The sequence below is a fragment of the Nonomuraea sp. NPDC050643 genome, assembly GCF_040654715.1.
GTDB lineage: Bacteria > Actinomycetota > Actinomycetes > Streptosporangiales > Streptosporangiaceae > Nonomuraea.
Genome location: NZ_JBFAIM010000121.1, coordinates 1 through 20747, shown reverse-complemented (window position 1 = coordinate 20747; position 20747 = coordinate 1). Strand labels below are relative to the sequence as shown.

Here is a 20747-nt window from a genome sequence, read left to right as displayed (position 1 = left end):
ACCGTGGCCAGCCTGATCAAGGCCCGCATGGACACGCGCAAGCCGCCCCCGCCGCCCCCGCCGCCGCCGTGCCGACACCGCCGGCAGTGGTGCCGGTAGTGGTGCCGGCCGTCGTACGGTCCGAGGATGGGACCGCGGCCGGTGCCGGGGCCGGGACCGTGCCGCCCAGGCCCACGGCCACGACCAGGACGAACAGCACCCGCGCCGACACCACCGCAACCCGCCGGATCACGAACGCGCCCACTTCTGGTTGGAGCCGCCGCCGCACGTCCAGATCTGCAGCTTCGCCCCGTCGGCGCTGTTCCAGTCCTTGACGTCGACGCACTTGTTCGCCTGCGGATTGACCAGGTCTCCCGCCCCGCTCAGCACGAACTGCTGCGCCGGGTTGCCGCTGCAGTTGGCGATCTGCACATTGGCGCCGTCGGCGGTGGAGCCCCATGCCACGTCCATGCACATGCCCATCCCGCGCACCGTCCCGTCCGGGGCGAACGTCCAGTCCTGCGCGCTGGTGCCGTTGCAGGTGTGGATCTGCAACTGGCTGCCGTCGGCCGGGTTCCCGCCGGGCACGTCGATGCACTTGCCCGCGTACCCGACCAGCCTGTTGGTGTTCCCGGGCGTGACGAGCGCGAGCCGGTACGCGCTGAGGATCGGGTTGACCGGCTGGTAGACACTGGTGCCGCCGGAGGAGCAGTTGCCGCCGGCCCCCGAGGTCACCCCCTGGGCCTGGGTGCCCGACAGGAACGAGCCGCCCGAGTCGCCCGGCTCGGCGCAGGCGGACGTGGCGGTCAGCCCGTGGACGAGCTGGCCGTTGTAGTTGACGGTGACGTTCTTGCCCTGGACGGTGCCGCAGCGCCACCCGGTGGTACGCCCGGAGCGGCACGCCGAGCCGCCCACCGAAACCTCCTGCGAGCCGGTCACCTGGACGGTCCCGCCGGAGTGGTTGTTCACGACGGGGCGGGCCTTCCACGAGCTGTTCACCTGGACCCACGCCATGTCGGCGCCGGGGAACTGCGACGCTCGGACGGTGCCCTGGTCCACCCCGGCGCCCGAGGTGCTCTGCCCGGCGCTGCCGCAGTGCCCGGCCGTGACGAAGCCGCCCGACACCGCGAACCCGACCGAGCAGATCGCGATGTACCCGTTGCCGAGGTTGACGTGGAACTCGTCGCCGCCGCGGGTGTCGTAGACCGGGCGGTAGGCCATGTCGGCGCCGCGCAGCTCGACGTGGGCGTCCTTCACTCCGGCGGCCTTGGTGAACGCCTCCGCGGCCGGGCGGTCGTCGGCCTGGACGATCACCTCGTTGCGGGCCGGGTTCACGAACCAGCCGTGGACGGCCGTACCGGCGGCCTTGGCGTGCTGGTCCAGGGCGGCCTTGGCCGTGTCCAGCGCCGCCGCGCTGCGCTCGACGACCTGGGGTCGCGCGCCGGCGGCCCGGATCTCGTCGGTGCGGCCGGCGTCGGTGACGCCGACCACGAGGGTGCTGCCGTCCTCGGCCAGCCACGCGCCGCCGAAGGCCGGGCCCAGCCGGGCGCGCAGTTTCGCCTCCTGGGCGGGAGCGGCGGCTTCGACGTTGAGCCGGGTGCGCAGCTCCGGCCAGTCCTGATCGAGATCGCGCTCCATCGCGGCGCGCAGCTCGGCGGGTAAGGGGGAATCGGGTGCCGGGTCGGGTGCCGCCACCGCGGGGTGAGTGAACGCCGGCACGGCCGTTACCGTGCAGGTGGCGAGCATCACGGCCGCGAGCGTCACGAACGCTCGTTTCATGCAGGCTGCCTTCCGAAGGGGGGATGAGGGTTGAAACCTGGCAAGAAAGCGCTCTCTCGGCGAGGAGTATAACGCCGACAGCTCTGGTAAAGAATGGTGAAGTTGCGTAGTCGGATGAACGCGAGTGAGCGCGACCGAAACGGGGCGACCGCCGGGCGTTACGTGATCACGACGGTGGAGCCGGTCCTCACCTGACCCGGGCGGCGGGTCAGAGACGCGAGGACGATCTCCCGCGCCGCGCGGACCGTGGCCGCGAAGGCGGCCGGTTCGCGGCCGATGCGCTCGGCGCCCGCCCGCATGACACCGGACAGCAGTTCCACCGCGAGCCGCACGTCGCCGACGTCGCGGAACTCTCCGCGCGCGACGCCGGCCCGGACGACGTTCTCCACCTCGACCACGATCGCGTGGAACGGGCTGTCCGGCCCCTTCGGCGCCTCGGCGAACGGCGGGCCGGAGCCCGGCCGGAACATCAGTTGCAGGACCGGGTCGGTGAACGCCTCCAGGACCGCCTCGATGATCTCCCGCATCCGCTCCGCGGCCGGGTCCGCGGACCGCGCGGCGATCGCGGCCACACGCTCGACCGCGGGCCGGCCCGCCCGCTGGGTCAGCAGCAGGACCAGCGCGCTCTTGTCGCGGGCGTAGTTGTACAGCGTGTTGCGCGCGAGCCCGGCCCGGGCCGCGATGTGACCCATGTTGATCGAGTCGTAGTCGCGCTCGATCAGCAGGTGCCGCATCGCCTCGGAAAGGTCGGCCCACACCATCTCGTGGTGCTCCTCGATGCTGGCTCCCCGGATCCGCGGCATCCGATCATCCTCTCACCCCCGGGTCCGCGTCCCGCCCCGGCGCCTGAGCCGGTGATCCCGCGCGGGCCGGAGGACGCGGTGGGTTACGCGGCGGGCTGCGCCGTGGCCGTCTTCGGGTGGTGGCGGCGCAGGTTGGCGGCGATGACGCGGTCGAGCGTGCGGTCGGACAGGATCCGGACCATGCGGGTGATCAGGGCGGCGTCCCGGCCGATGGTGTAGCGGGCGCGCGGCTTGCGGGTCGTCACGACCTTCGCGATGACCCGGGCGGCCGCGTCGGCGGTCACGCCCGACGCGGTGCCCGAGGCCATCAGCCTGTTGATCGCCTGGACCAGGCCGCCGTAGCGCTCGTCCTGCTCCGGCGTCATCTGGGCGGCCAGCCGGTTCGCCGTCGCGATCCCGCGGGCGGCCATCTCCGTGCGGACGCCGCCGGGCTCGACCACGACCACCTGTACGCCCAGCGGCGCGACCTCCCGGCGCAGCGAGTCGCTGACCGCCTCCAGCGCGAACTTCGCGCCGGCGTACGCGCCGTAGGTGGGCATGGCGGCCTTGCCGCCGACCGAGCTGATGTTGACCACGCGGCCCTCGCCGCGCAGCAGCGTGGGCAGGAGCGCCTGGGTGACGGCGATGTGGCCGAACAGGTTGACCTCGAACACCCACCGCCACTGCGCCATCGGCAGGGCTTCGACCGGGGCGTTGACCTGGATGCCGGCGTTGTTGACGAGCGCGTGCAGAGGGCGCGGGTCGCCGGCGACCCGCGCGGCGAGCGCCGCCACGTGCTCGGACTCGGTGATGTCGAGGATGACCGGCTCGATGCCGGTCGATCGGATGGCGTCGGCGTCACGGTCGCGTCGCACGCCGGCCAGGACGTGGAATCCCTGGCGCGCCAGTTCGCGGGCGGCCGACGCGCCCATGCCCGTGGAGGCTCCGGTTACGACGATCAACTTCTGGGTGCGCTTCGTCACGGCTTCACATTCCTTTGCGAGACAACCTGTCGCAAAGTTTACGACATTTCGTCGCAAAACCAGCCCATGCGATGTTCGCGGCCGGGCGGACTGATCAACCGGCCGCCGACCTGGTCAGCTCGGCGAGGATCCGCCAGGCTCGCCCCCGGTGCTCGCGGGCCTGGTCCTTACGCCCCAGCGCGTGGCACGCCATGGCCAGCCCGTGGAGCGCGCGCGCCTCGTCGCGCTGGTGATCCCCCTTGTGGACCAGGTCCAGCGCGGCCTGCTGATAGGTCATGGCCTGCCCGGGCCGCCCCGCCGCCCTGCAGACGTGTCCGAGGCCGTACAGGGCCTCGAAGCGCCCGTTGGGCTGGCCGAGCTCGTCGGCGATGGCCAGCGCGCGGGTGAAGCGGTCCTCGGCGTGGTCGTGCCGGCCCGCCCGTCGGTGGCAGTGACCGAGCCCGACCAGCGCCCACATCTCACCCGCACGGTCCCCGGCGCGCCTGGCGGCGGTCAGGGCCCGGCCGAAGTTCGCGTCTCTCTCCTCTCGCCGGCCGACGTAGCCGAGCCCGATCAGCGCGTACGCCTCCCCGATCGTGTTGCCGGTGCGCCGGCATACCGCGAGGCACTGCTCGAAGTGCTCGCACGCCTGCCGCCGGTCGCTCGTGCGCAGGCAGAGGTGGCCGAGTCCGAGCAGCGCGTTCAGCTCGCCGGCCGGGTGGCCGATCTTGCGTGAGGTGGTCAGCGCGTCGTGGAGGCAGTCGCTCGCCTGCTTCAGACGGCCCACGTGGATGTGCGCGTGGCCGAGCCCGGCGAGGGCGTCGGCCTGCCCCGCGTGGTGCCCGGTCTTGCCGGCGAGGACCAGCGCGCGCTCGAAGTAGTCGTGGGCCTGAGAGTGGGAGCCGCTCTGCAACTGGGCCTCGCCCAGGCCGGTCAGCGCCTCGGTCTGGAAGGGGACGTGCCCGATCGTCCGCGCCAGGTCCAGCGCCTGCAGCAGCAGGGTGCCGGCCTGGGCGAAACGGCCGCTCCTCAGGTGTCCCGCGCCCAGGCTGAGCAGCGCCTCCGCCTGGGCGTACTCGTCCCGCGTCCGCCTGGCGATCTGCAGCACCCGCGTGTGCAGCGGCTCGGTGAAGCTGCCGCGGGTGCGCAGGTGCAGGTGCAGGATCGCGGACAGGTGCGGGGTGTGGCCGGGCTGCTCCTGCCTGGCGGCGGCCAGCAAATTGGCCAGCTCGGTCTCCAGCCACTGCTGCGCGTGCGAGGGCGACGGGAAGGACCGGGCCGGCGCCGGCGCCTCCTTGGCGCGGGGGCGGCGCGGCGTCTCGAAGGGGTACAGGACCTGCATCGCCTTCGCCGCCGTGTGCATGTAGTACTCGAGGAGCCGTCCCAGCGCGGCCTGACGCTGGGCGTCCGATTCCTCCGCGCCGGCGGCGTAGGCCCGCAGCAGATCGTGCAGCCGGTAGCGGCCCGGCATGGGCTCGTGGACGAGGCCGGCCTCCAGCAGGTCGTCGAGCAGCCGGTCTGCCTCGTCCAGCGTGGTGCCGGCCAGCGCGGCGGCGGAGTAGGCGTCGGTGTCGGGGCCCGGGTGCAGGCCGAGCAGCCGGAACAACCGCTGCTGCGACGTGGTGAGCTGGTGGTAGGACAGGTCGATGGCCGAGGTGACGCTGCGCTGCCCCAGCTCCAGCTCGGCCAGCCGGCGGTTGCGGTTGCGCAGCCGATCGACCAGGTGGGCGAGCGGCCAGGCGGGCCGGGCCCGCAGGCGCGACGTGGCGATGCGTACGGCCAGGGGCAGCCGCCCGCACAGCTCCACCAGCTCGGCCACCAGCGCGGCAGGGTGACCGTCCCCGGCGATCCTGGTGAACATGGTGATCGCGTCGTCGTGCGGCAGCACCTCGAGCCTGATCCGGTGCGCGTCGTCCAGGCCGGCGAGCTGGTGCCTGCTGGTGATCAGCACCAGGCAGCCGGGTGAGCCGGGCAGCAGCGGCTGGATCTGCGCCTCGTTGAGGGCGTTGTCCAGCAGGATCAGCAGCCGTCGCCCCGCCAGGGTGGTGCGCAGCAGCGCGGCCCGCTCGTCGAGCTGACGGGGCACGCGCTCGTGCGGCACGCCGAGGGCGCACAGCAGCCCGTGCAGCGTCTCAGAGGGCATGACCGGCGCGACTCCGTGGGTGAAGCCGTGCAGGTCCACGAAGAGCTGCCCGTCGGGGAACCGGTCGGCCAGCAGGTGGGCGGCGTGCACCGCGAGCGCCGTCTTGCCGATGCCCGCCATGCCGTCGATCACCCCGACCATCACGGTGGACGTGGCCAGCTCGTCGTCGGCGAGCGCGAGCAGGGTGTCCAGCACGTCCGCGCGGCCCACGAAGGTGGGCAGGTCGGCCGGGAGCTGCCGCGGGGCGGGAGCCGGGTGGTGCTGTGGCGCGGGGTCGGGGGTGCGCACCGGATCGTTGCGCACGAGTCTCAGGTGCAGCTCCTGCAGTTCGGCAGGAGGGTCCAGACCGAGCTGGTCGCCCAGGTGCTGCCGCGTCTGCTGGTAGATCACCAGCGCCTCGGCGGTGCGGCCCGCCCGGTGCAGGGCCTGCATGAGCCCGCCGATCAGCCGTGGCCGGCCGGGGTGCTCGGCGGCCAGCGCCAGGAGCTCCTCCAGCAGCTCCTCGTGACGGCCCAGCCGCAACTGCGCGGCGATCAGATCCTCGACCGCCGCCAGCCGTGCCTCGTTGAGCCCCCTGCACACCGCCTCCCTGACCTCCTCGGGGGCGGCCCCGGCCAGCGCGGGCCCGCGCCACAGCGCCAGCGCCCTGCGCAGCAGCTCCACCTTGGTCTCGTCGTCGCCGACCCTGGCCTGGGCGAGCAGCGCGCGGAACCGGTGCACGTCGATGTGGTCGGGGTCGCAGCGCAGCAGGTAGGCGCCCGCCGTGCGCTCCACGGACGTCCCGGGGCAGTTCGCGCGCGCGATGGCGCTGCGCAGACCGCTGATGTACGTGTGGATCATGCCGCGGGCCGTGACCGGCGGATCCTGGGGCCAGATCCGCTCCACCAGGCGCTCGGTGGTCACTTGTTTGTTCGCTTCCAGGGCGAGCAGCGCCAGCACGAATCGCTGCTTGCGCACGCCGAGGTCGACAGGCCGCTCTTGCACGCTGGCGTGTACAGGTCCAAGCAGGAAGAACTTCAGGGGAACCCCCCGTGCAGCTATTCGAAATGACACAAGAAGGCTGTGTCTCATCCAATCAGAACGGCTGTCCATCGCAAGCAAACATAAAGATCAACTTAGAGTCACGGCTGTAATCATTTGTCGGTGCGCAACTCTCATGTGCGCGGAAAGGAGATGAACGCCAGCTATTGACACCCTTAATGGCGGGCTGCCAGTGACCATATTCCCATGATGACGAGCCCGAGGATGGAAGCCGTGAGCGACGCCCACAGGCCCGAAGTGTACGGACTCAACGACATAATCCTGTGCCATACCCGAATTTCCCACGTGGACGGCCACCTGGGTCGCTACCGCTATCGCGACTACGACGCGATCGAACTCGTCAATAGCTGTGCTCTGGAGGAAGTCTGGTGCCTCCTTGTGGACGGCCAACTACCGGACGCGACGCGGCGCGCCGAATTCGCCGCCGAACTCGCGGCGCTGAGCACGATTCCGCCCGCGGTCACCGGCCTGCTGCCCGCCATGGCCCGGCTGGGGGAGCGGCCCGACGGCATCGGCTGGCTGCAATCGGCCGTCCTGCTCCTGGCCAGGTCGCTCGACTGGCGGCCCGTCCTGGAGCTGGACCGGACGGTGCTGCGCCGCCAGGTCCTCCAGACCCTGGTCACCGCTCCGATCATGCTGGCGGCGCAGCACCGGCTGCGGCAAGGGCTGGAGCCCGTGCCCCCGGATCCCGGCCTGGACCACGCGGCCAACCTGCTGCACATGATCTCCGGTGAGCCGCCGCCGGAGGCGCACGCCCGGGCGCTGGAGCAGTACCTGATGGTCGCCGCCGAGCACGGCATGGCCGCCTCCACCTTCGCCGGCCGGGTCATCTTCTCCACCGGCGCCGACCTCGGCTCCGCGTTCGCCGGCGCGCTCGGCGCGATGGGCGGGCCGTTGCACGGGGGAGCCCCGACCCTCGTGCTGGAGATGCTGGACGAGATCGGCTCACCCGACCAGGTCGAGCCGTGGCTGCGCGACCGGCTGCTCAAGGACGAGCGGATCATGGGGTTCGGCCACCGCATCTACCGTGCGGTGGACCCCCGTGTCGAGGTGCTGCGCGAGGTCACCGCCCGGCTGGGCAGTGACCGCCTCGCCCTGACCCAGCAGGTCGAGAAGCAGGCCGCCGTCCTGCTGGACGAGGCCAAACCGGGACGCACCCTCCGTGCCAACGTGGAGCTGTACACCGCGCTGGTCATGGAGGCGGTCGGGCTGCCCAGGTCCCTGTTCTCGGCCACGTTCGCGATGGCCCGGCTGGCCGGCTGGGGCGCCCACCTGCTGGAGCAGCGCTCGGGCAATCGGCTGATCAGGCCCGTCACCGCCTTCGCCGGCGGACCCACCGTGCCAGTCCCATCACCCGCAGAGAGAGGCCGCACGCATGGCTGACCAGCCCATGACCCTTCACCTGGCCAGATACGCCACGTCGGCGAAGTTCGAGGATCTGCCGGACGAGGCGCGCGAAGCGCTGAAGATCCGGTTGCTGGACGCTCTCGGTTGCGCCATCGGGGCCCTGGACGGCCCGCCGATCGCGATCCTGCGTCAGGACATCGCCGAGTTCGGCGGCGCCCCGCTCGTGTCCCTCGTCGGCGGCGGCCACGCCGCGCCACGCGACGCCGCGCTCTACAACGGCGCGCTCGTCCGTTACCTCGACTTCAACGACTCCTACATCGCCCCCGGGGAGACCTGCCACCCCAGCGACAACATCGGCGCGGTGCTCGCCGCGGCCGAGTACCGCGACCTGCCGGGCAGCGAACTGCTCACCGCGCTCGCGGTGGCCTACCAGGTCCAGTGCAGGCTGGGGGACGAAGGGCCGGTCCGGGCACGGCACTTCGACCACGTCACCCACGCCGGCTACGCGGCCACCTCCGGCGTGGCCCGCGCGCTGCGGCTGGACGCGGGCCAGGCCGCGCACGCGCTGGCCATGGCGGGTACGGCGCTCAACGCGCTGCGGGTCACCCGCACGTCGTTGTCCCACTGGAAGGGCCTCGCCTACCCGTACGCCGCGGCGGAGGCCGTACACCTGGCGCTGCTGGCCGCCCGCGGGCTCACCGGCCCGCTCGGCGCGCTCGACGGGCGCAAGGGGCTCATGGACGCCATCAGCGGCCCGTTCACCATCGACTGGGAACGCGCGGGCTTCGACAGGATCACCAGGACGTTCGTCAAGCGGTTCAACGCCGAGGTGCACTCCCAGCCCGCGCTGGAGGCGCTGCTGGAGCTGCGCGCCGAGCACGGGCTGCGCCCCGAGGACGTCACCGGCATAGAGCTCGACACGTTCGACGTGGCGTACGACATCATCGGCGGCGGGAGCGACGGCGAGAAGACCCGGATCAGCACCAAGGAGGAAGCCGACCACTCCCTGCCCTACCTGCTCGCCGTCGCCCTCCTGGACGGCCAGGTGCTGCCGGCGCAGTACGCGCCCGAGCGGGTGGTCGCGGCCGACGTCCAGGACCTGCTCACCCGGGTCGTGATCAGGAACCGGCCCGAGTACACGGCGAGGTTCCCCGACGAGCTGGCCTGCCGGGTGCGCGTGCTCACCCGCGACGGCGCCGTGCTGGAACGGGAGAAGAGCGACTACGCGGGTCACTTCCGCCGCCCCGCCGACTGGGCCTCCGCGATGGCCAAGTTCACCGGGCTGACCGAGCCGATCATCACCCCCGCGCTGCGCGAAGAACTGGCCGCCTGCGTCCGGTCGCTGGAGGAGCGGCGGACCAGCACGCTGACCGACCTGCTGAGGAAGGTTCCGGGAGACGCCAAGACCGACGAGCGCGGCGCGTAGCGGGGAGGCGGCGACCATGAGAAAGATCCAGGTGCGCGGCCCGGTGACCGACCTCGACGGTGACGAGATGGCCAGGGTCATCTGGGGGCTGGTCAAGGACCGCCTCATACTCCCGCACGTGGACGTCGGGCTGGACTACTACGACCTGTCGATCCAGAACAGGGACGCCACCGGCGACCAGGTGACGCTCGACGCCATCCGTGCCGTCCAGAAGCACCAGGTGGGCGTCAAGTGCGCCACGATCAACCCGGACGAGCCGCGGGTCGAGGAATTCGGGCTGAAGCAGATGTGGACCTCGCCGAACGCCCGGATCCGCAACCTGCTCGGCGGTGTCATCTTCCGCGAGCCCATCGTGATGAGGAACATCCCGCGGCTCGTCCCCGGCTGGACCGGGCCGATCGTCATCGGTCGGCACGCGCACGCCGACCAGTACGAGGCCACCGAGCTCGCCGTCTCGCGGCCCGGTGTCGTCCGGCTGGTCTACGTGCCGGACGACGGCGGCGAGCCGATCGAGAGGGAGGTGGCCACGCTCCGCGGCGCAGGGGTCGTGCTCGGGATGTACAACCTCGACGAGTCGATCCGCGACTTCGCCAGGGCCACCATGCGGTACGCGCTGGACCGGGCGCTGCCGCTCTACCTGTCGACCAAGAACACGGTGCTGAAGACGTACGACGGGCGCTTCAAGGAGGCGTTCGCCGAGATGTACGAGACCGAGTTCAAGGACGAGTTCGAACGGGCCGGAATCGGCTACGAGCACCGGCTGATCGACGACATGGTGGCCCAGACGCTCAAGTCGGCGGGCGGCTTCGTCTGGGCGTGCAAGAACTACGACGGCGACGTGCAGTCCGACTTCGTCGCGCAGGGCTTCGGCTCGCTCGGGCTGATGACGTCGGTGCTGATGACGGCGGACGGCCGCACCGCGGTGGCGGAGGCGGCGCACGGCACGGTGACCCGTCACTACCGGCTCCACCTGCGGGGCCGGCCGACCTCCACCAATCCCGTCGCGTCGATCTACGCCTGGACCCGCGCCCTGGCCCACCGGGGACGGCTGGACGGCACCCCGGACGTCGCCGCGTTCGCCGCCACGCTGGAGCGAGCCTGTGTGGCGGCCGTGGAGTCGGGTCACATGACCAAGGACCTGGCGCTGCTCGCGGGCCGTGACACCTGGCTGACCACCGAGGACTTCGTGGCCGCCGTGGCCGACCGGCTCGACGCCCTGCGGAGGGACGGCGAAGCCGGTCAGGACTTGGCGTAGGCGACGAGCAACGCCGAGGCCACGACGCTGCACGCGGCGACCACCAGCATGACCGCGGGGTAGCCGGGCCCCTGGCTGAGGATCGCCGCGCCCAGCGGGCCGAGCGCCTTGGCCAGGATGATCGGCAGTGCCAGGGTCCCGGCGATCGTGGCGTAGGCGTGGGCGCCGTACCGCTCGGCGATGAGCAGTGGCCTGGCGATCGTCCCCACGCCGAAGCCGATCCCGAAGGCGATCACGCAGGCGATCGCGCCCGCCGCGCTGCCGCCGACGGGCGGGAGCACGGCCACGGCCACGGCCTGCAGGGCGAAGACGGACGCGGTGACCGCCGCGGGACGGAAGCGCCGTTGCAGGCCGGTGGCGACCAGCCGGCCCGTCACCGACAGGACGCCGAGCAGGCCCGTCACCGCGGCCGCGAACGTGGGCGAGTGACCCAGCTCGACGAGGTAGGCGAGCAGGTGGACCGCCATGATCGCGATGGCCGCGCTGTGCGCCACGAACGCCACGGCCAGCAGCCAGAAGGCCCGGCCGCGTGCGGCCTGCCTCAGCGTCACGTGGTCGAGCTCGGCCTCCTTCTCGTCGGACGCCTGCTCCACCGGGTCGGCCCGCAGCGGCCGGCGCACGAAGAAGGCGTGCAGCGGGATCGTCGTCACCCCGAAGATCACCGCCAGCAGCACCGAGGCCGTGCGCCAGCCGTAGCGCTCCACGAACAGTCCCGTGAGGGGCAGGAAGATCGTGGAGGCGAAACCGGCCACCAGCGTGACCGCCAGCAGCGCGTTGGCCCGCCGTTCCGGGTCGAACCAGGCCACCACGACCGCGAACGCGGGCTCGTAGAGCGCGAGCGCCGACGCCACGCCGATGGCCGCGAGCACCAGGTAAAGAGAGGGGACGTCCGCCACGCGGGACCAGGCCAGCATCGCCAGCGTCCCGGCGACGGAGCCGGCGGTCATCAGGCCGCGTCCGCCGTACCGGTCCAGCAGGCGGCCGACCAGCGGCGCGGCCAGCCCCGTGATGAGCACGGCGAGGGTGAAGGCGCCGGTGACCTGGCTGGCCGAGGCGTGCAGGTCACGCTGCAACGGACCGAGGAACACGGCGAAGGCGTAGTAGAGCACCCCCCAGCCGACCGTCTGCGTGATGGCCAGGGCGACCACCACGCGCCAGCCCATCGAGACCCGGACCCGCTGACGGACGCTCACGTCACCCCCCATGGTCGGAGCAGCAGCCGTCCTTGCGCATGAAGCGGGACACCGCCATCCAGTCGGTCGTCGCGGCCGCCGGTGAGACGGCCCGCGGTTGCCTGCCCACCAGGTCCTCCTGCCGGTACAGCACGCCGTCGCGCATGGTCATCGTGGTCTGCACCAGGCTGGCGAAGTCGGCGAACGGGTCGCCCGCCACGAAGGCGAGGTCGGCCAGTTTGCCCGGTTCGACGGTGCCGAGCTGGTCGCCGACACCGAACACCTTCGCGGGCAGCGACGTGACCATGCGCAGTGCCTGCAGCGGCGTGACCCCGTACATGTGCAGGGCGCGCAGGCCCAGGTGCAGGTGGAGGCCGACGGGGTAGAGCGGCGAGTCGGTGCCCAGCACGATTCCCCCGGCCTCGTCGCGCAGCATGCGCTTGTAGACCTCCACCTCGGTCTCGATCCGGACCAGCTCGGCCTGGGTGGGCGCCTCCGCGGCGGTCGCCCGGATCAGGGCCACGTCCCAGGGCGGCAACAGCGCGGCCACGCGCGGGTCGTCGGCCAGCTCGGGCGCGGCGCCGAGGAGCTGCAGCGCCGAGAACGGCGTGGCGACCAGGTGGAACCCGGGCTCCCGGTAGATCTCCTCGACGTCCTGATAGGCGCGGCCCATCGTGGAGACCTGGTGCCCCTGCTCCAGCCGCTGGGTGGCCTGCAGGTGAGTGGTCACGTCCTGGCCGGAGTTGACGCCGGGGTAGGCCAGGTGGCTGCCCGCGAGCACGCCCAGCTCGGAGTGGGCGACGCGGGCCGCCTCCGTCATGATCCAGCCGGGGGCGCGCACGTACGTCTTGACGAAGTCGAAGTCCAGCGCCACCGCCCGGTCCAGCGTGCGGCGCAGTCCTTCGCGGGTCCGGTGCGCGCGCCCCATGGTGTACGCCACCCGGTCGCCGTCGATGAGCTCACCGGTGGCGAACAGGCGCGGCCCGTCCAGCTCGCCCGCCGCCAGGGCCTCGCGGATGCGCACGCCCTCATAGGCGAACCCGCCCAGGGAGACGGTGGAGGTGATGCCGTAGGCCAGGTTGGCGAGGTTCTGCCGGTTGCCGTACGTCGCGTTCCAGGGATGCACATGGGAGTCCCACAGGCCCGGCAGCACGGTATGGGCGGTGGCGTCGATGAATCGCTCGCCGGCGCGCGGCTCTCGGTGCGGCTCGACGCCGGCGATCCTGTTGCCGCGCACGATGATGTCCACGTCTCGGCGGACGCGCTCCCCGGTGCCGTCCCACAGGCGGCCGGCGTGGATGCGCGTCACCTCGGACGAGGCGGGCGTGCGGCGGCGGTATCGGAGCCGCACGGGCAGCGTACGCCGGCCGCCTCCGTCGCGCCGGATCGTGCGGAGCGTCCCGTTGGACAGGTAGAGGATCGAGCGGGAGTCACCCGACCAGGAGGGGAAGTCGGCGGGCTCGTCCGTGATCCGCCGCGCCGGTCCTGCCGGGGATCCGTCCGCCCCGACCGGGAGCACCCACAGCGCGGTCTCGGCGACGAACGCCATCGACCGGCCGTCGGGGGACCACACGGGGCCGGAGGCGTAGCGGTCCGACAGCGACGTGTGGTCAAGGGGCGCGTGCAGCACCGCCTGGCCGGTCTGCGTGTCGACGACCCGGATGAGGTTGTAGCCCTCCCGGAAGCGTAACGTGAGCCGGTTGCGGTCGGCGGTCGCGAGGAAGCGGCCGTCAGGGGACCACGTGGGCGCCCCCGGCAGCCCTCCGCCGCCCAGCGCGGCCACGAGCGTGCGCTCCTGCCCGGTGGCCAGGTCGCGCACCAGCAGGTTGCCCGTCATGTCGTGGCAGGCGAGCCTGGCGCCGTCGGGCGACAGCGCGGGGTTGACCCGGCCGCCGGTGGCGAGGGTGGTCTCCGCGCCGCCGGCCAGGTCGTGCCGGTAGACGGCGTTCAGGCCGTCCTTGTCGCTGCAGTAGAGGACGCCGCGGCCGTCGGGCGTCCAGGCGGGCCCCTGCACGTAGTGCTCCGGGGCGGCCTGCACGAGCTTGCGCGGCTCGTCGCCGGACCGCAGCACCCACAGGGCGTTGAGCGCGGTGAAGGCCACCGACCTGCCGTCGGGGGAGAGCACCGGCTGGTTGATCCCGCGTACGGCACGCGGCTCGGTCGAGCGGAAGTCGTACTTCTTCGGCCGGTAGGCCGGCCGGGCCACTTCGAGGGCGGCCGTGAACGGGATGGCCACGGCGTTGCCGGGTGTCCCCACCCGCCGGGTGCGGACCTGCCCGTCGGCGAGGTAGAGCAGTTCGTCGGCCGACACCCAGACGGGCGGCACCGCGAAGACGTCCTCGCCCGTCGTGACCGGCACACCGTCCACCACCAGCGTGGCCACCGGGCCGTTGACGTCCGTGGTGAGCTGGACGTAGGCGACGCGGGAGCCGTCGGGGGAGACGGCGGGGCACGTCACGGAGCCGCTGTCCACGGTGCGGACCACGCTCGCCGCACCGCCAGAGCCGGGCACGGCGGCGATGGTCCTGGCGCTCACCGCGTCGGCGCGGACGAACAGGACGCGGCCGTCGGACGACCAGGCGGGGTCATAGTCGTTCTGTGGCCCGTCGGTGAGCTGGGTCAGCCGGCCGGACCGGACGTCCACCGTCCAGATGTGATAGAAGCTGCCCGCCGCCGGGTCTCCGCCGCGCTCGGAGGAGAAGGCGACGCGGCTGCCGTCGGGCGACCAGCTCACGCCCCTGTCATCCCAGGGTCCTTTCGTGAGCTGGCGTAACCGGGAGCCGTCGGGGGCCATGGTCCAGATGTGGAAGCCGCCTCCCTTGTAGGCGCACAGGGCCACGGCAGAGCCGTCGGGGGACCAGGTGGGGCGGGTGGGCTCCAGATCGGCGGAGGTCAGGGCCTTGGCCGTGCCGCCCGCCCGGGGCAGGGACCACAGGATGCCCTGCGTCTCCACGATGAGCCGGTCGGCCGCGGGTGAGACGGCCACGGTGCCGTTGGTGACGCCGGTGAAGGTGAGCGTCCTGGTCGCCGCCGCTGTCGTGGTCGCCGTTGTGGTCGCTGTCGTGGTCGCTGTGGCCGGCGCGGGCATCGTCCCGGCTGCCGCACCGGTGACCGCCACGGTCTGGATGAAACGTCGTCTGGTGAAGCCTCTCATGGTCGGCCCTGCCTTCTCTGGATACGTCGATCTGCGCTTCGCTCAACGAAATGAGCGGTCATGGGGATACGGGGTATGGGACGAGGCAGGGCCGAACCGGGAGAAGTCATGACGGGGCGGCCGGACGGGACTGGGTGAATCGCATTTGGTGATGATGGCATCCGCCTCCCTAAGTTGATCTTTATGTTTTCTTGTCGCGGCGGGGCCGGGAAAAGGAAAATGGCGGCGACGGGCCTTCATTTGATGTTATCGAACCGTAATATACGGCACGAGCGTGCATGAAGTCCTGGTGAACCACGGCTTAACCTCACCGTACTCAACGAACGGGCCAGGCGGTGGTCACAGGACGTCGCGCGATGATTACCCGTGAACGCTTGTGCTCGTTCGAGTCACTGTGTTGTGTTGGCGCAATGAGAGGGCGGCCGGTCGGTGACGATTTGCCAATTGCATTGCGGTTCCAGCAGCACCGCGAGCTTTCTCTCAGTGCTGAAGAGGTCTACCATTCATGTCTGCTCCTCCTGTCTCTGTTGAAATGCTCCTGTTCGATGGTCCGCGGACGCTGATCGGCGCGGGCCGTGCCGTCACCGTCGCCGAAGAGGTCGAAGCCGTGGCGTGCGACCGGCGGCGTTCCCCGCGCGTCCTGCTGGTCACCGGCGCGGGCTTCCCCGGCCGCCCATGGTCGTCCGGGTTGCTCGCCGCGCTGCGCCCGTTCCGTCCGCGTGTGTGCGTCCAGTCGGGCATGCCGACGCCGGCCTCCGTCGCGCGGCTCGCCCGCACGTTACGCGAGCACCGCGCCGAGGTCGTGGTGGCGGTGGGCGGCGGCAGCGTCATGGACGCCGCCAAGGCCGCCGCGGCCCTGGCCACCGGGCCCGACGTCACCCCGGCGCTGGTGGCCCAGGCGTGCGAGAACGACGTACGGGGCCAGGGCCTGCCCGTCGTGGCCCTGCCTTCGACGCCGGGCACCGGTGCCGAGACCACGCCGTTCGCCACCATCTGGGACGTCGCGCGGGGCCGTAAACTCTCCCTCAGAGGCGATCCGGTCCGGCCGGCGACCGCGATCCTCGACGCCGACCTGCTGCTCGGCCTCCCCCCGGAACAGCTCACCGGCAGCATGCTCGACACGCTCGCTCAGGGCGTGGAGGCGGCGTGGTCCACCAGGGCGGACGCCCGGGCCGAGACGCTCGGCGCGGCGGCCTGGGCCCAGCTCACCGAGCTGCTCGATCGGCCGTCTCACCCGCCGGCCGCCGGCGACCGGCAGGCCCTGCTGCTCGCCGGGCACCTGTCTGGGAGGGCCATCGCCATCGCCGGCACCACCCTGTGCCACGCCCTGTCCTACCCGCTGACCCTGCGGTACGGCCTGGGCCACGGGCATGCGTGCGGCGTCACCCTGGCCCGGGTGATCCGCTTCAACGCGGAGGTGGAGGCGGAGGACTGCGCCGATGCCCGGGGCGCCGGGCGGGTACGCGAGGCCATCGCGGCCGTGGCCACCGCGGCGGGAGCCGGCGACGCCGCCGCCCTGGCCGGCCGGGTGGAGGCGTTCCTGGCCCGAGCCGACCTGCCTCGGGCGCCCGACCTGAGCCGGGACGCGGCTTGGATCGCGGGCCAGGCGCTCGGCTACGACCGTGCCGGCAACAACCCCCGCAACCTCGACGTCCCCACGCTGATCCGGCTGCTGACCTCGTGACCCGATCCCGGACGTGGTGACGTCCGCGTCATCCCCCCACCGCACCCACCGCTAGGTCCTGACCATCGCTCGGAGACTTCTCGGAGGCGAGCATGCGCCTTGACACCTTCAAGGTCGTCCACTGGATGAACGTACGCAAGATGACGGTCGGGCAGGTCGCCGAGGCCGCCGGACTCGGCCGCGCGCGCCTGGCGGCGCTGCTGGACAAGCCGGGCGGCGACGAGTGGCCCGAACCGGAGGTGAGCGCTCTGTCGCGCGCGCTGGGCGTCGAGCCCGAGCGCCTGACCGAGAGCGGCCGCCGCGACCTGACCGTGGTGACCCGGACGGCCGCGGAACTCGGCGAGACCCGCCGCCCGATCCAGCGCGACGGCATCCATTTCTACAACTACTACACGATGGCCGCGCCGCCGGGCGCCGTCGCGCCGGTCATCCTGGACATCCTCTGCCCCGCGGGCCGCGTGCCGGCGCTCAACAACGGGCACCTGGAGCCCGCGATCACCGTCAACCTGGGGCCGGGCGACATCCACGGCCGCTGGGGAGAGGAGCTGACCGACGCCACCTGGCAGGTCATCGAGGCCAACGGCGGCGAGGACCCGTGGATCGTCGGCGACTCCTACCTCGAGCCCTCCTACTGCCCCCACAGCTACTCACTCGCCTCCGACGTCCCGGCCCGCATCGTGTCCTACACAGGTCAGTCGAATCTGGCCGGCCTGCTGGAGGACGTCAACGACTGGTCGGAACCGGCGGCGACGGAGCTGTTCGGCTGGCTCGGCAGCGAGCCGTCACCCAAGGCGCTCGCCGGCCTCCTGCTGGCCCGTCGCGGCCACACCATCGACTCGGCCGCCGCCGAGCTGGGCATGAGCGGGGAGAAGCTGGCCGCCGCGCTGGAATACGGGGCCGTGGAGGACCTGCGCGAGCTCGGCTGGCGGCTCGGCCTCGACGACCGGCTCCTGCTGCGCCGGGATCTCCGGCACGACGACGTCGGCAAGACGTACATGAACGTCGCCGAGTGCCGGCGGCAGGTCCGCGACTTTTTCGGCTACCGGGTGACCTCGCTGGCCGGCGCGCCGCACCTGCCCGACCTCTCCGGCCTCTACCTGTCGGTACGCGGTGACGCGGGCGGCGACCTGCTCGAACCGGGGGAGACCCACTACCTGGTGACCGGCGGCAGCCTGCGCCTGGACTGGGTCACCGCCGACGGCGGGACCGCGTCCCGCGAGCTGGCCGCGGACGGGACGGCCTGGGTGGCGCCCTTCGTCAAGCACCGCTGGTCGGGCGACGGGTCCCTGATCAAGCTCGGCTCCGGGCGGCACCTGACCTACCTGGACCTGTACGAGCTGACCAACACCTACGCCGCGGCCGCGACGCTGCGCCGAGGCCGGCGTGACGGCCGAAGCTGGGGCTACGACTCCTAGGGAGGGTCATGCGCATCGTCTACACCGATCCGGCCTGGGCCCTCGACGGGTCGGGCCGGCCCGACCCGGCGCTGGCCGGCATCGAGCGCGAGGTGTTCGGCGCGGACGCCGACCTGGACCTGGGCCTGTTCACCGACGGCTACGTGACCGAGGGGCCGCACTTCCTGCGGCACGTGCGCGGCGCCGACGCGCTGGTGATCTACCGGTGCCAGGTGACCAAGGAACTCCTGGACGCCGTACCGGCCTGCAAGGTCGTGGCCCGCAGCGGCGTGGGCGTCGACAATCTCAACGCGCCGCTGCTGGCCGCGTCCGGCATCGCCGGTTTCAATGTCCCCGACTACTGCGGCGACGAGGTGAGCACCCACACGCTCGCGCTCCTGCTGGCGCTGGAACGCAAGATCTGCACCCAGGACCGGCTCGTCAAGACGGGCCGGTGGAACATCCACGCCGGCGGCGTCCCCAGACGCCTGTCGAAGCGGGTGGCGGGCATCGCCGGCTTCGGCCGCATCGGCCGGGCCACCGCCAGGAAGCTGCACGCCTTCTACGGCCGGGTCCTCGCCTACGACCCGTACGTGTCGGCCGACCTCATGGCGGGTCACGGCGTCGAAGCGGTGGACGACCTGGGCGGGCTGTTCGCCGCCTGCGACGCGGTGGTGATCCACGCGGCGCTCACCGAGGAGACCCGCCTGCTCGTCGGCGCCGCCGCCCTCGGCCGGGCCCGGCCCGGCACGCTCCTGGTCAACACGGCCCGGGGCCTGCTGGTCGACGTCGCCGCCGTACGCGACGCGCTCCAGGAGGGCACGCTGGGCGGCTTCGCCTCCGACGTGTTCAGCCCGGAGGATCCCAACGAAAATCCCGTGACCCGCACGCTGCTCGACCACGACGACGTGGTGGTGTCCGCGCACCGCGCGTTCCTGTCCATGGAGTCGGAACGCAGTCTCAGACGGCGGGTCGCAGAAGGCGTCATGGCCGTGCTGAGCGGCGGTCTGCCGCCGGCCGAGTGCCGGGTCGTCTGACCAAGACAAGGAGAGAACCATTGAGCGTTAACGGCACAAAGCAGCGCAAGATGTCGATGGCAGACCTGGCGCCCCACCCGGGCGCCGCCCTGCGGGCGCTGCTCGGCGGTCCCGAGCCTGTCGTTCTCATGGGTGCGCACGACGGCCTGAGCGCTCGCATCGCGGCGGAGGCCGGATTCCCCGCACTGTGGGCGTCGGGCTTGTGCATATCGACGGCCTTGGGGGTTCGTGACAGCGACGAGGCCTCCTGGACGGAACTGCTGGACATGGCGGCCCGCGTCGTGGAGGCGTCCGGGCTGCCGGTGCTGGTGGACGGCGACACCGGGCACGGCAACTTCAACACCGCCCGCCGGTTCACCGCGCGGGCCGAGCGGATCGGCGCCGCGGGCGTGTGCCTGGAGGACAAGCTCTTCCCGAAGATGAACTCGTTCGTGGGCGACGACCACGTGCTCGCGCCCATCGGCGAGTTCTGCGGGAAGATCGCCGCCTGCCGCGAGGCGCTGGACAATCCCGACTTCGTCGTCGTGGCGAGGACGGAGGCGCTCATCGCGGGCGCGGGACTGGAGGAGGCGCTGCGCAGGGCCGAGGCCTACCGGCAGGCCGGGGCCGACGCCCTCTTCATCCACTCCAGGAAGCCCACGGTCCAGGAGATCGCCGAGTTCGCCCGGGAGTGGGGCACCGCCCTGCCCCTGCTCATCGCGCCCACCACTTATCACGCGACACCCATGGAGGAGTACGTCAAGCTCGGCATCTCCGGCGTGATCTGGGCCAACCAGAGCATGCGCGCCTCGGTCGCCGCGATGCGGGAGGCCTGCAGGTCGCTCCGCAACAACGGGCCGGCGGCGGTGGAGGCCGGCATCGCCTCGCTGGACGAGCTGTTCTCGCTGATGAAGTACGAGCAACTCGCCGCCGACGAGAAGCGGTACGGCGACGAGGTGCCCCACGTTGCCGCACTCGTGAACGCCCAGGAGCCGGCCTCGTGATCGACGCTCAGGAGTTGCTGGACGGACTGACCGCACGTGCCGTGACCGACGTGACCGGGGTGCCCTGCTCCTACCTGACCCCCCTGATCAACCGGGTGGCCTCCGGGCCGGGCTATCTGCCGGCCACGGTCGAGGGCGAGGCCGTGGCCATCGCGTCCGGCTGCTGGCTGGCCGGCGTGACCGCGTGCGTCATCGCCCAGAACTCCGGTCTCGGCAACATGGTCAACCCGCTCACCTCGCTCAACCACCCCGCCGCCATCCCCGTACCCCTCGTCGTCACCTGGCGAGGGGAGCCGGGCCGTCCCGACGAGCCGCAGCACCGGCTCATGGGAGAGATCACCGGGCCGCTGCTCGACCTCATGCGGATCGGGCACGCGCTGGTGCCCGACAAGGGGAGCGAACTGGGCGCGTGCCTGGACGCGGGCTGGGCGGCGATGGACCGCGAACGGCTGCCGTACGCGTTCGTCCTGCGCGACGAGGTCGTCAAGCCCGAACCGCTGCACGAGAAACCCCCGCCCGCTCCCGTCGTCCCGGCCGTGGCGCGGCACGGACGCGACGACGGGAGCGGCGGCGCGGCGCCCGCCCCGGCCCGCCCGCAGGCGGGGCGGC

Annotated in this window: 14 protein-coding genes; 8 read left to right on the top strand and 6 right to left on the bottom strand. The window is 72.1% G+C overall.

The window, feature by feature from the left end; genetic code table 11:
* Nucleotides 1–228: 228 nt before the first annotated feature.
* The 4 genes from AB0I15_RS64860 to AB0I15_RS64845 form a co-directional block, all read right to left on the bottom strand.
* Nucleotides 229–1758 (bottom strand): ricin-type beta-trefoil lectin domain protein, encoded by a 1530-nt coding sequence (locus tag AB0I15_RS64860; protein ID WP_358120207.1) that lies wholly within the window; start codon nucleotides 1756–1758, stop codon nucleotides 229–231.
* Between the two features lie 158 nt (nucleotides 1759–1916).
* Nucleotides 1917–2561, bottom strand: coding sequence for a TetR/AcrR family transcriptional regulator (locus AB0I15_RS64855; RefSeq protein WP_358120204.1), 645 nt, complete (start codon nucleotides 2559–2561; stop codon nucleotides 1917–1919).
* An 83-nt stretch (nucleotides 2562–2644) separates the two neighbouring features.
* Nucleotides 2645–3523: an SDR family oxidoreductase gene (locus tag AB0I15_RS64850; RefSeq protein WP_358120201.1), complete on the bottom strand. Its 879-nt coding sequence runs from the start codon at nucleotides 3521–3523 to the stop codon at nucleotides 2645–2647.
* 94 nt (nucleotides 3524–3617) lie between these two features.
* Nucleotides 3618–6629 (bottom strand): tetratricopeptide repeat protein, encoded by a 3012-nt coding sequence (locus tag AB0I15_RS64845; protein WP_358120199.1) that lies wholly within the window; start codon nucleotides 6627–6629, stop codon nucleotides 3618–3620.
* Nucleotides 6630–6872: 243 nt separating this feature from the next.
* Here AB0I15_RS64845 and AB0I15_RS64840 point away from each other — a divergent pair, with 243 nt between their 5' ends.
* The 3 genes from AB0I15_RS64840 to AB0I15_RS64830 are packed head-to-tail and all read left to right on the top strand — an operon-like array spanning nucleotide 6873 to nucleotide 10714.
* Nucleotides 6873–8069: a citrate synthase gene (locus AB0I15_RS64840; RefSeq protein WP_358120196.1), complete on the top strand. Its 1197-nt coding sequence runs from the start codon at nucleotides 6873–6875 to the stop codon at nucleotides 8067–8069.
* Nucleotides 8062–9459, top strand: a complete 1398-nt coding sequence (locus AB0I15_RS64835) for an MmgE/PrpD family protein (protein WP_358120193.1) — start codon at nucleotides 8062–8064, stop codon at nucleotides 9457–9459. Before AB0I15_RS64840 ends, AB0I15_RS64835 begins: the two co-directional genes overlap by 8 nt.
* Before the next feature lie 16 nt (nucleotides 9460–9475).
* Nucleotides 9476–10714 (top strand): NADP-dependent isocitrate dehydrogenase, encoded by a 1239-nt coding sequence (locus AB0I15_RS64830; RefSeq protein ID WP_358120190.1) that lies wholly within the window; start codon nucleotides 9476–9478, stop codon nucleotides 10712–10714.
* Here the strand turns inward: AB0I15_RS64830 and AB0I15_RS64825 are convergent.
* Together AB0I15_RS64825 and AB0I15_RS64820 are read right to left on the bottom strand one after the other, a co-directional pair.
* Complete coding sequence (locus AB0I15_RS64825) at nucleotides 10699–11907, bottom strand: MFS transporter (RefSeq protein WP_358120187.1); 1209 nt, start codon at nucleotides 11905–11907, stop codon at nucleotides 10699–10701. The two genes, AB0I15_RS64830 and AB0I15_RS64825, sit on opposite strands and share 16 nt — an antisense overlap.
* Before the next feature lies 1 nt (nucleotide 11908).
* Nucleotides 11909–15040: an amidohydrolase family protein gene (locus tag AB0I15_RS64820; RefSeq protein ID WP_358120184.1), complete on the bottom strand. Its 3132-nt coding sequence runs from the start codon at nucleotides 15038–15040 to the stop codon at nucleotides 11909–11911.
* Nucleotides 15041–15572: 532 nt separating this feature from the next.
* Between AB0I15_RS64820 and AB0I15_RS64815 the strand changes: the two genes are divergently transcribed.
* The 5 genes from AB0I15_RS64815 to AB0I15_RS64795 form a co-directional block, all read left to right on the top strand.
* The gene (locus AB0I15_RS64815) at nucleotides 15573–16724 is read left to right on the top strand and encodes an iron-containing alcohol dehydrogenase (protein WP_358120182.1); all 1152 of its coding nucleotides are present in this window, start codon (nucleotides 15573–15575) and stop codon (nucleotides 16722–16724) included.
* A 92-nt stretch (nucleotides 16725–16816) separates the two neighbouring features.
* The gene (locus AB0I15_RS64810; protein WP_358120179.1) at nucleotides 16817–18139 is read left to right on the top strand and encodes a histidine kinase; all 1323 of its coding nucleotides are present in this window, start codon (nucleotides 16817–16819) and stop codon (nucleotides 18137–18139) included.
* 8 nt (nucleotides 18140–18147) lie between these two features.
* Nucleotides 18148–19155, top strand: a complete 1008-nt coding sequence (locus AB0I15_RS64805) for a C-terminal binding protein (protein ID WP_358120176.1) — start codon at nucleotides 18148–18150, stop codon at nucleotides 19153–19155.
* A 50-nt stretch (nucleotides 19156–19205) separates the two neighbouring features.
* On the top strand, nucleotides 19206–20138 hold the full coding sequence (gene aepX / locus AB0I15_RS64800; RefSeq protein ID WP_358120173.1) for a phosphoenolpyruvate mutase: 933 nt from the start codon (nucleotides 19206–19208) through the stop codon (nucleotides 20136–20138).
* Nucleotides 20135–20747 (top strand): thiamine pyrophosphate-binding protein (locus AB0I15_RS64795; RefSeq protein ID WP_358120171.1); only part of this gene is annotated, 613 nt, incomplete at its 3' end. The genes aepX and AB0I15_RS64795, both read left to right, overlap by 4 nt.

Coding starts and splice junctions, on each gene's coding strand:
- AB0I15_RS64860 (WP_358120207.1), bottom strand. CDS start 1,758: ATGAAACGAGCGTTCGTGACGCTCGCGGCCGTGATGCTCGCCACCTGC.
- AB0I15_RS64805 (WP_358120176.1), top strand. CDS start 18,148: ATGCGCATCGTCTACACCGATCCGGCCTGGGCCCTCGACGGGTCGGGC.
- AB0I15_RS64820 (WP_358120184.1), bottom strand. CDS start 15,040: ATGAGAGGCTTCACCAGACGACGTTTCATCCAGACCGTGGCGGTCACC.
- aepX (WP_358120173.1), top strand. CDS start 19,206: ATGTCGATGGCAGACCTGGCGCCCCACCCGGGCGCCGCCCTGCGGGCG.
- AB0I15_RS64815 (WP_358120182.1), top strand. CDS start 15,573: ATGCTCCTGTTCGATGGTCCGCGGACGCTGATCGGCGCGGGCCGTGCC.
- AB0I15_RS64840 (WP_358120196.1), top strand. CDS start 6,873: ATGATGACGAGCCCGAGGATGGAAGCCGTGAGCGACGCCCACAGGCCC.
- AB0I15_RS64835 (WP_358120193.1), top strand. CDS start 8,062: ATGGCTGACCAGCCCATGACCCTTCACCTGGCCAGATACGCCACGTCG.
- AB0I15_RS64830 (WP_358120190.1), top strand. CDS start 9,476: ATGAGAAAGATCCAGGTGCGCGGCCCGGTGACCGACCTCGACGGTGAC.
- AB0I15_RS64810 (WP_358120179.1), top strand. CDS start 16,817: ATGCGCCTTGACACCTTCAAGGTCGTCCACTGGATGAACGTACGCAAG.
- AB0I15_RS64855 (WP_358120204.1), bottom strand. CDS start 2,561: ATGCCGCGGATCCGGGGAGCCAGCATCGAGGAGCACCACGAGATGGTG.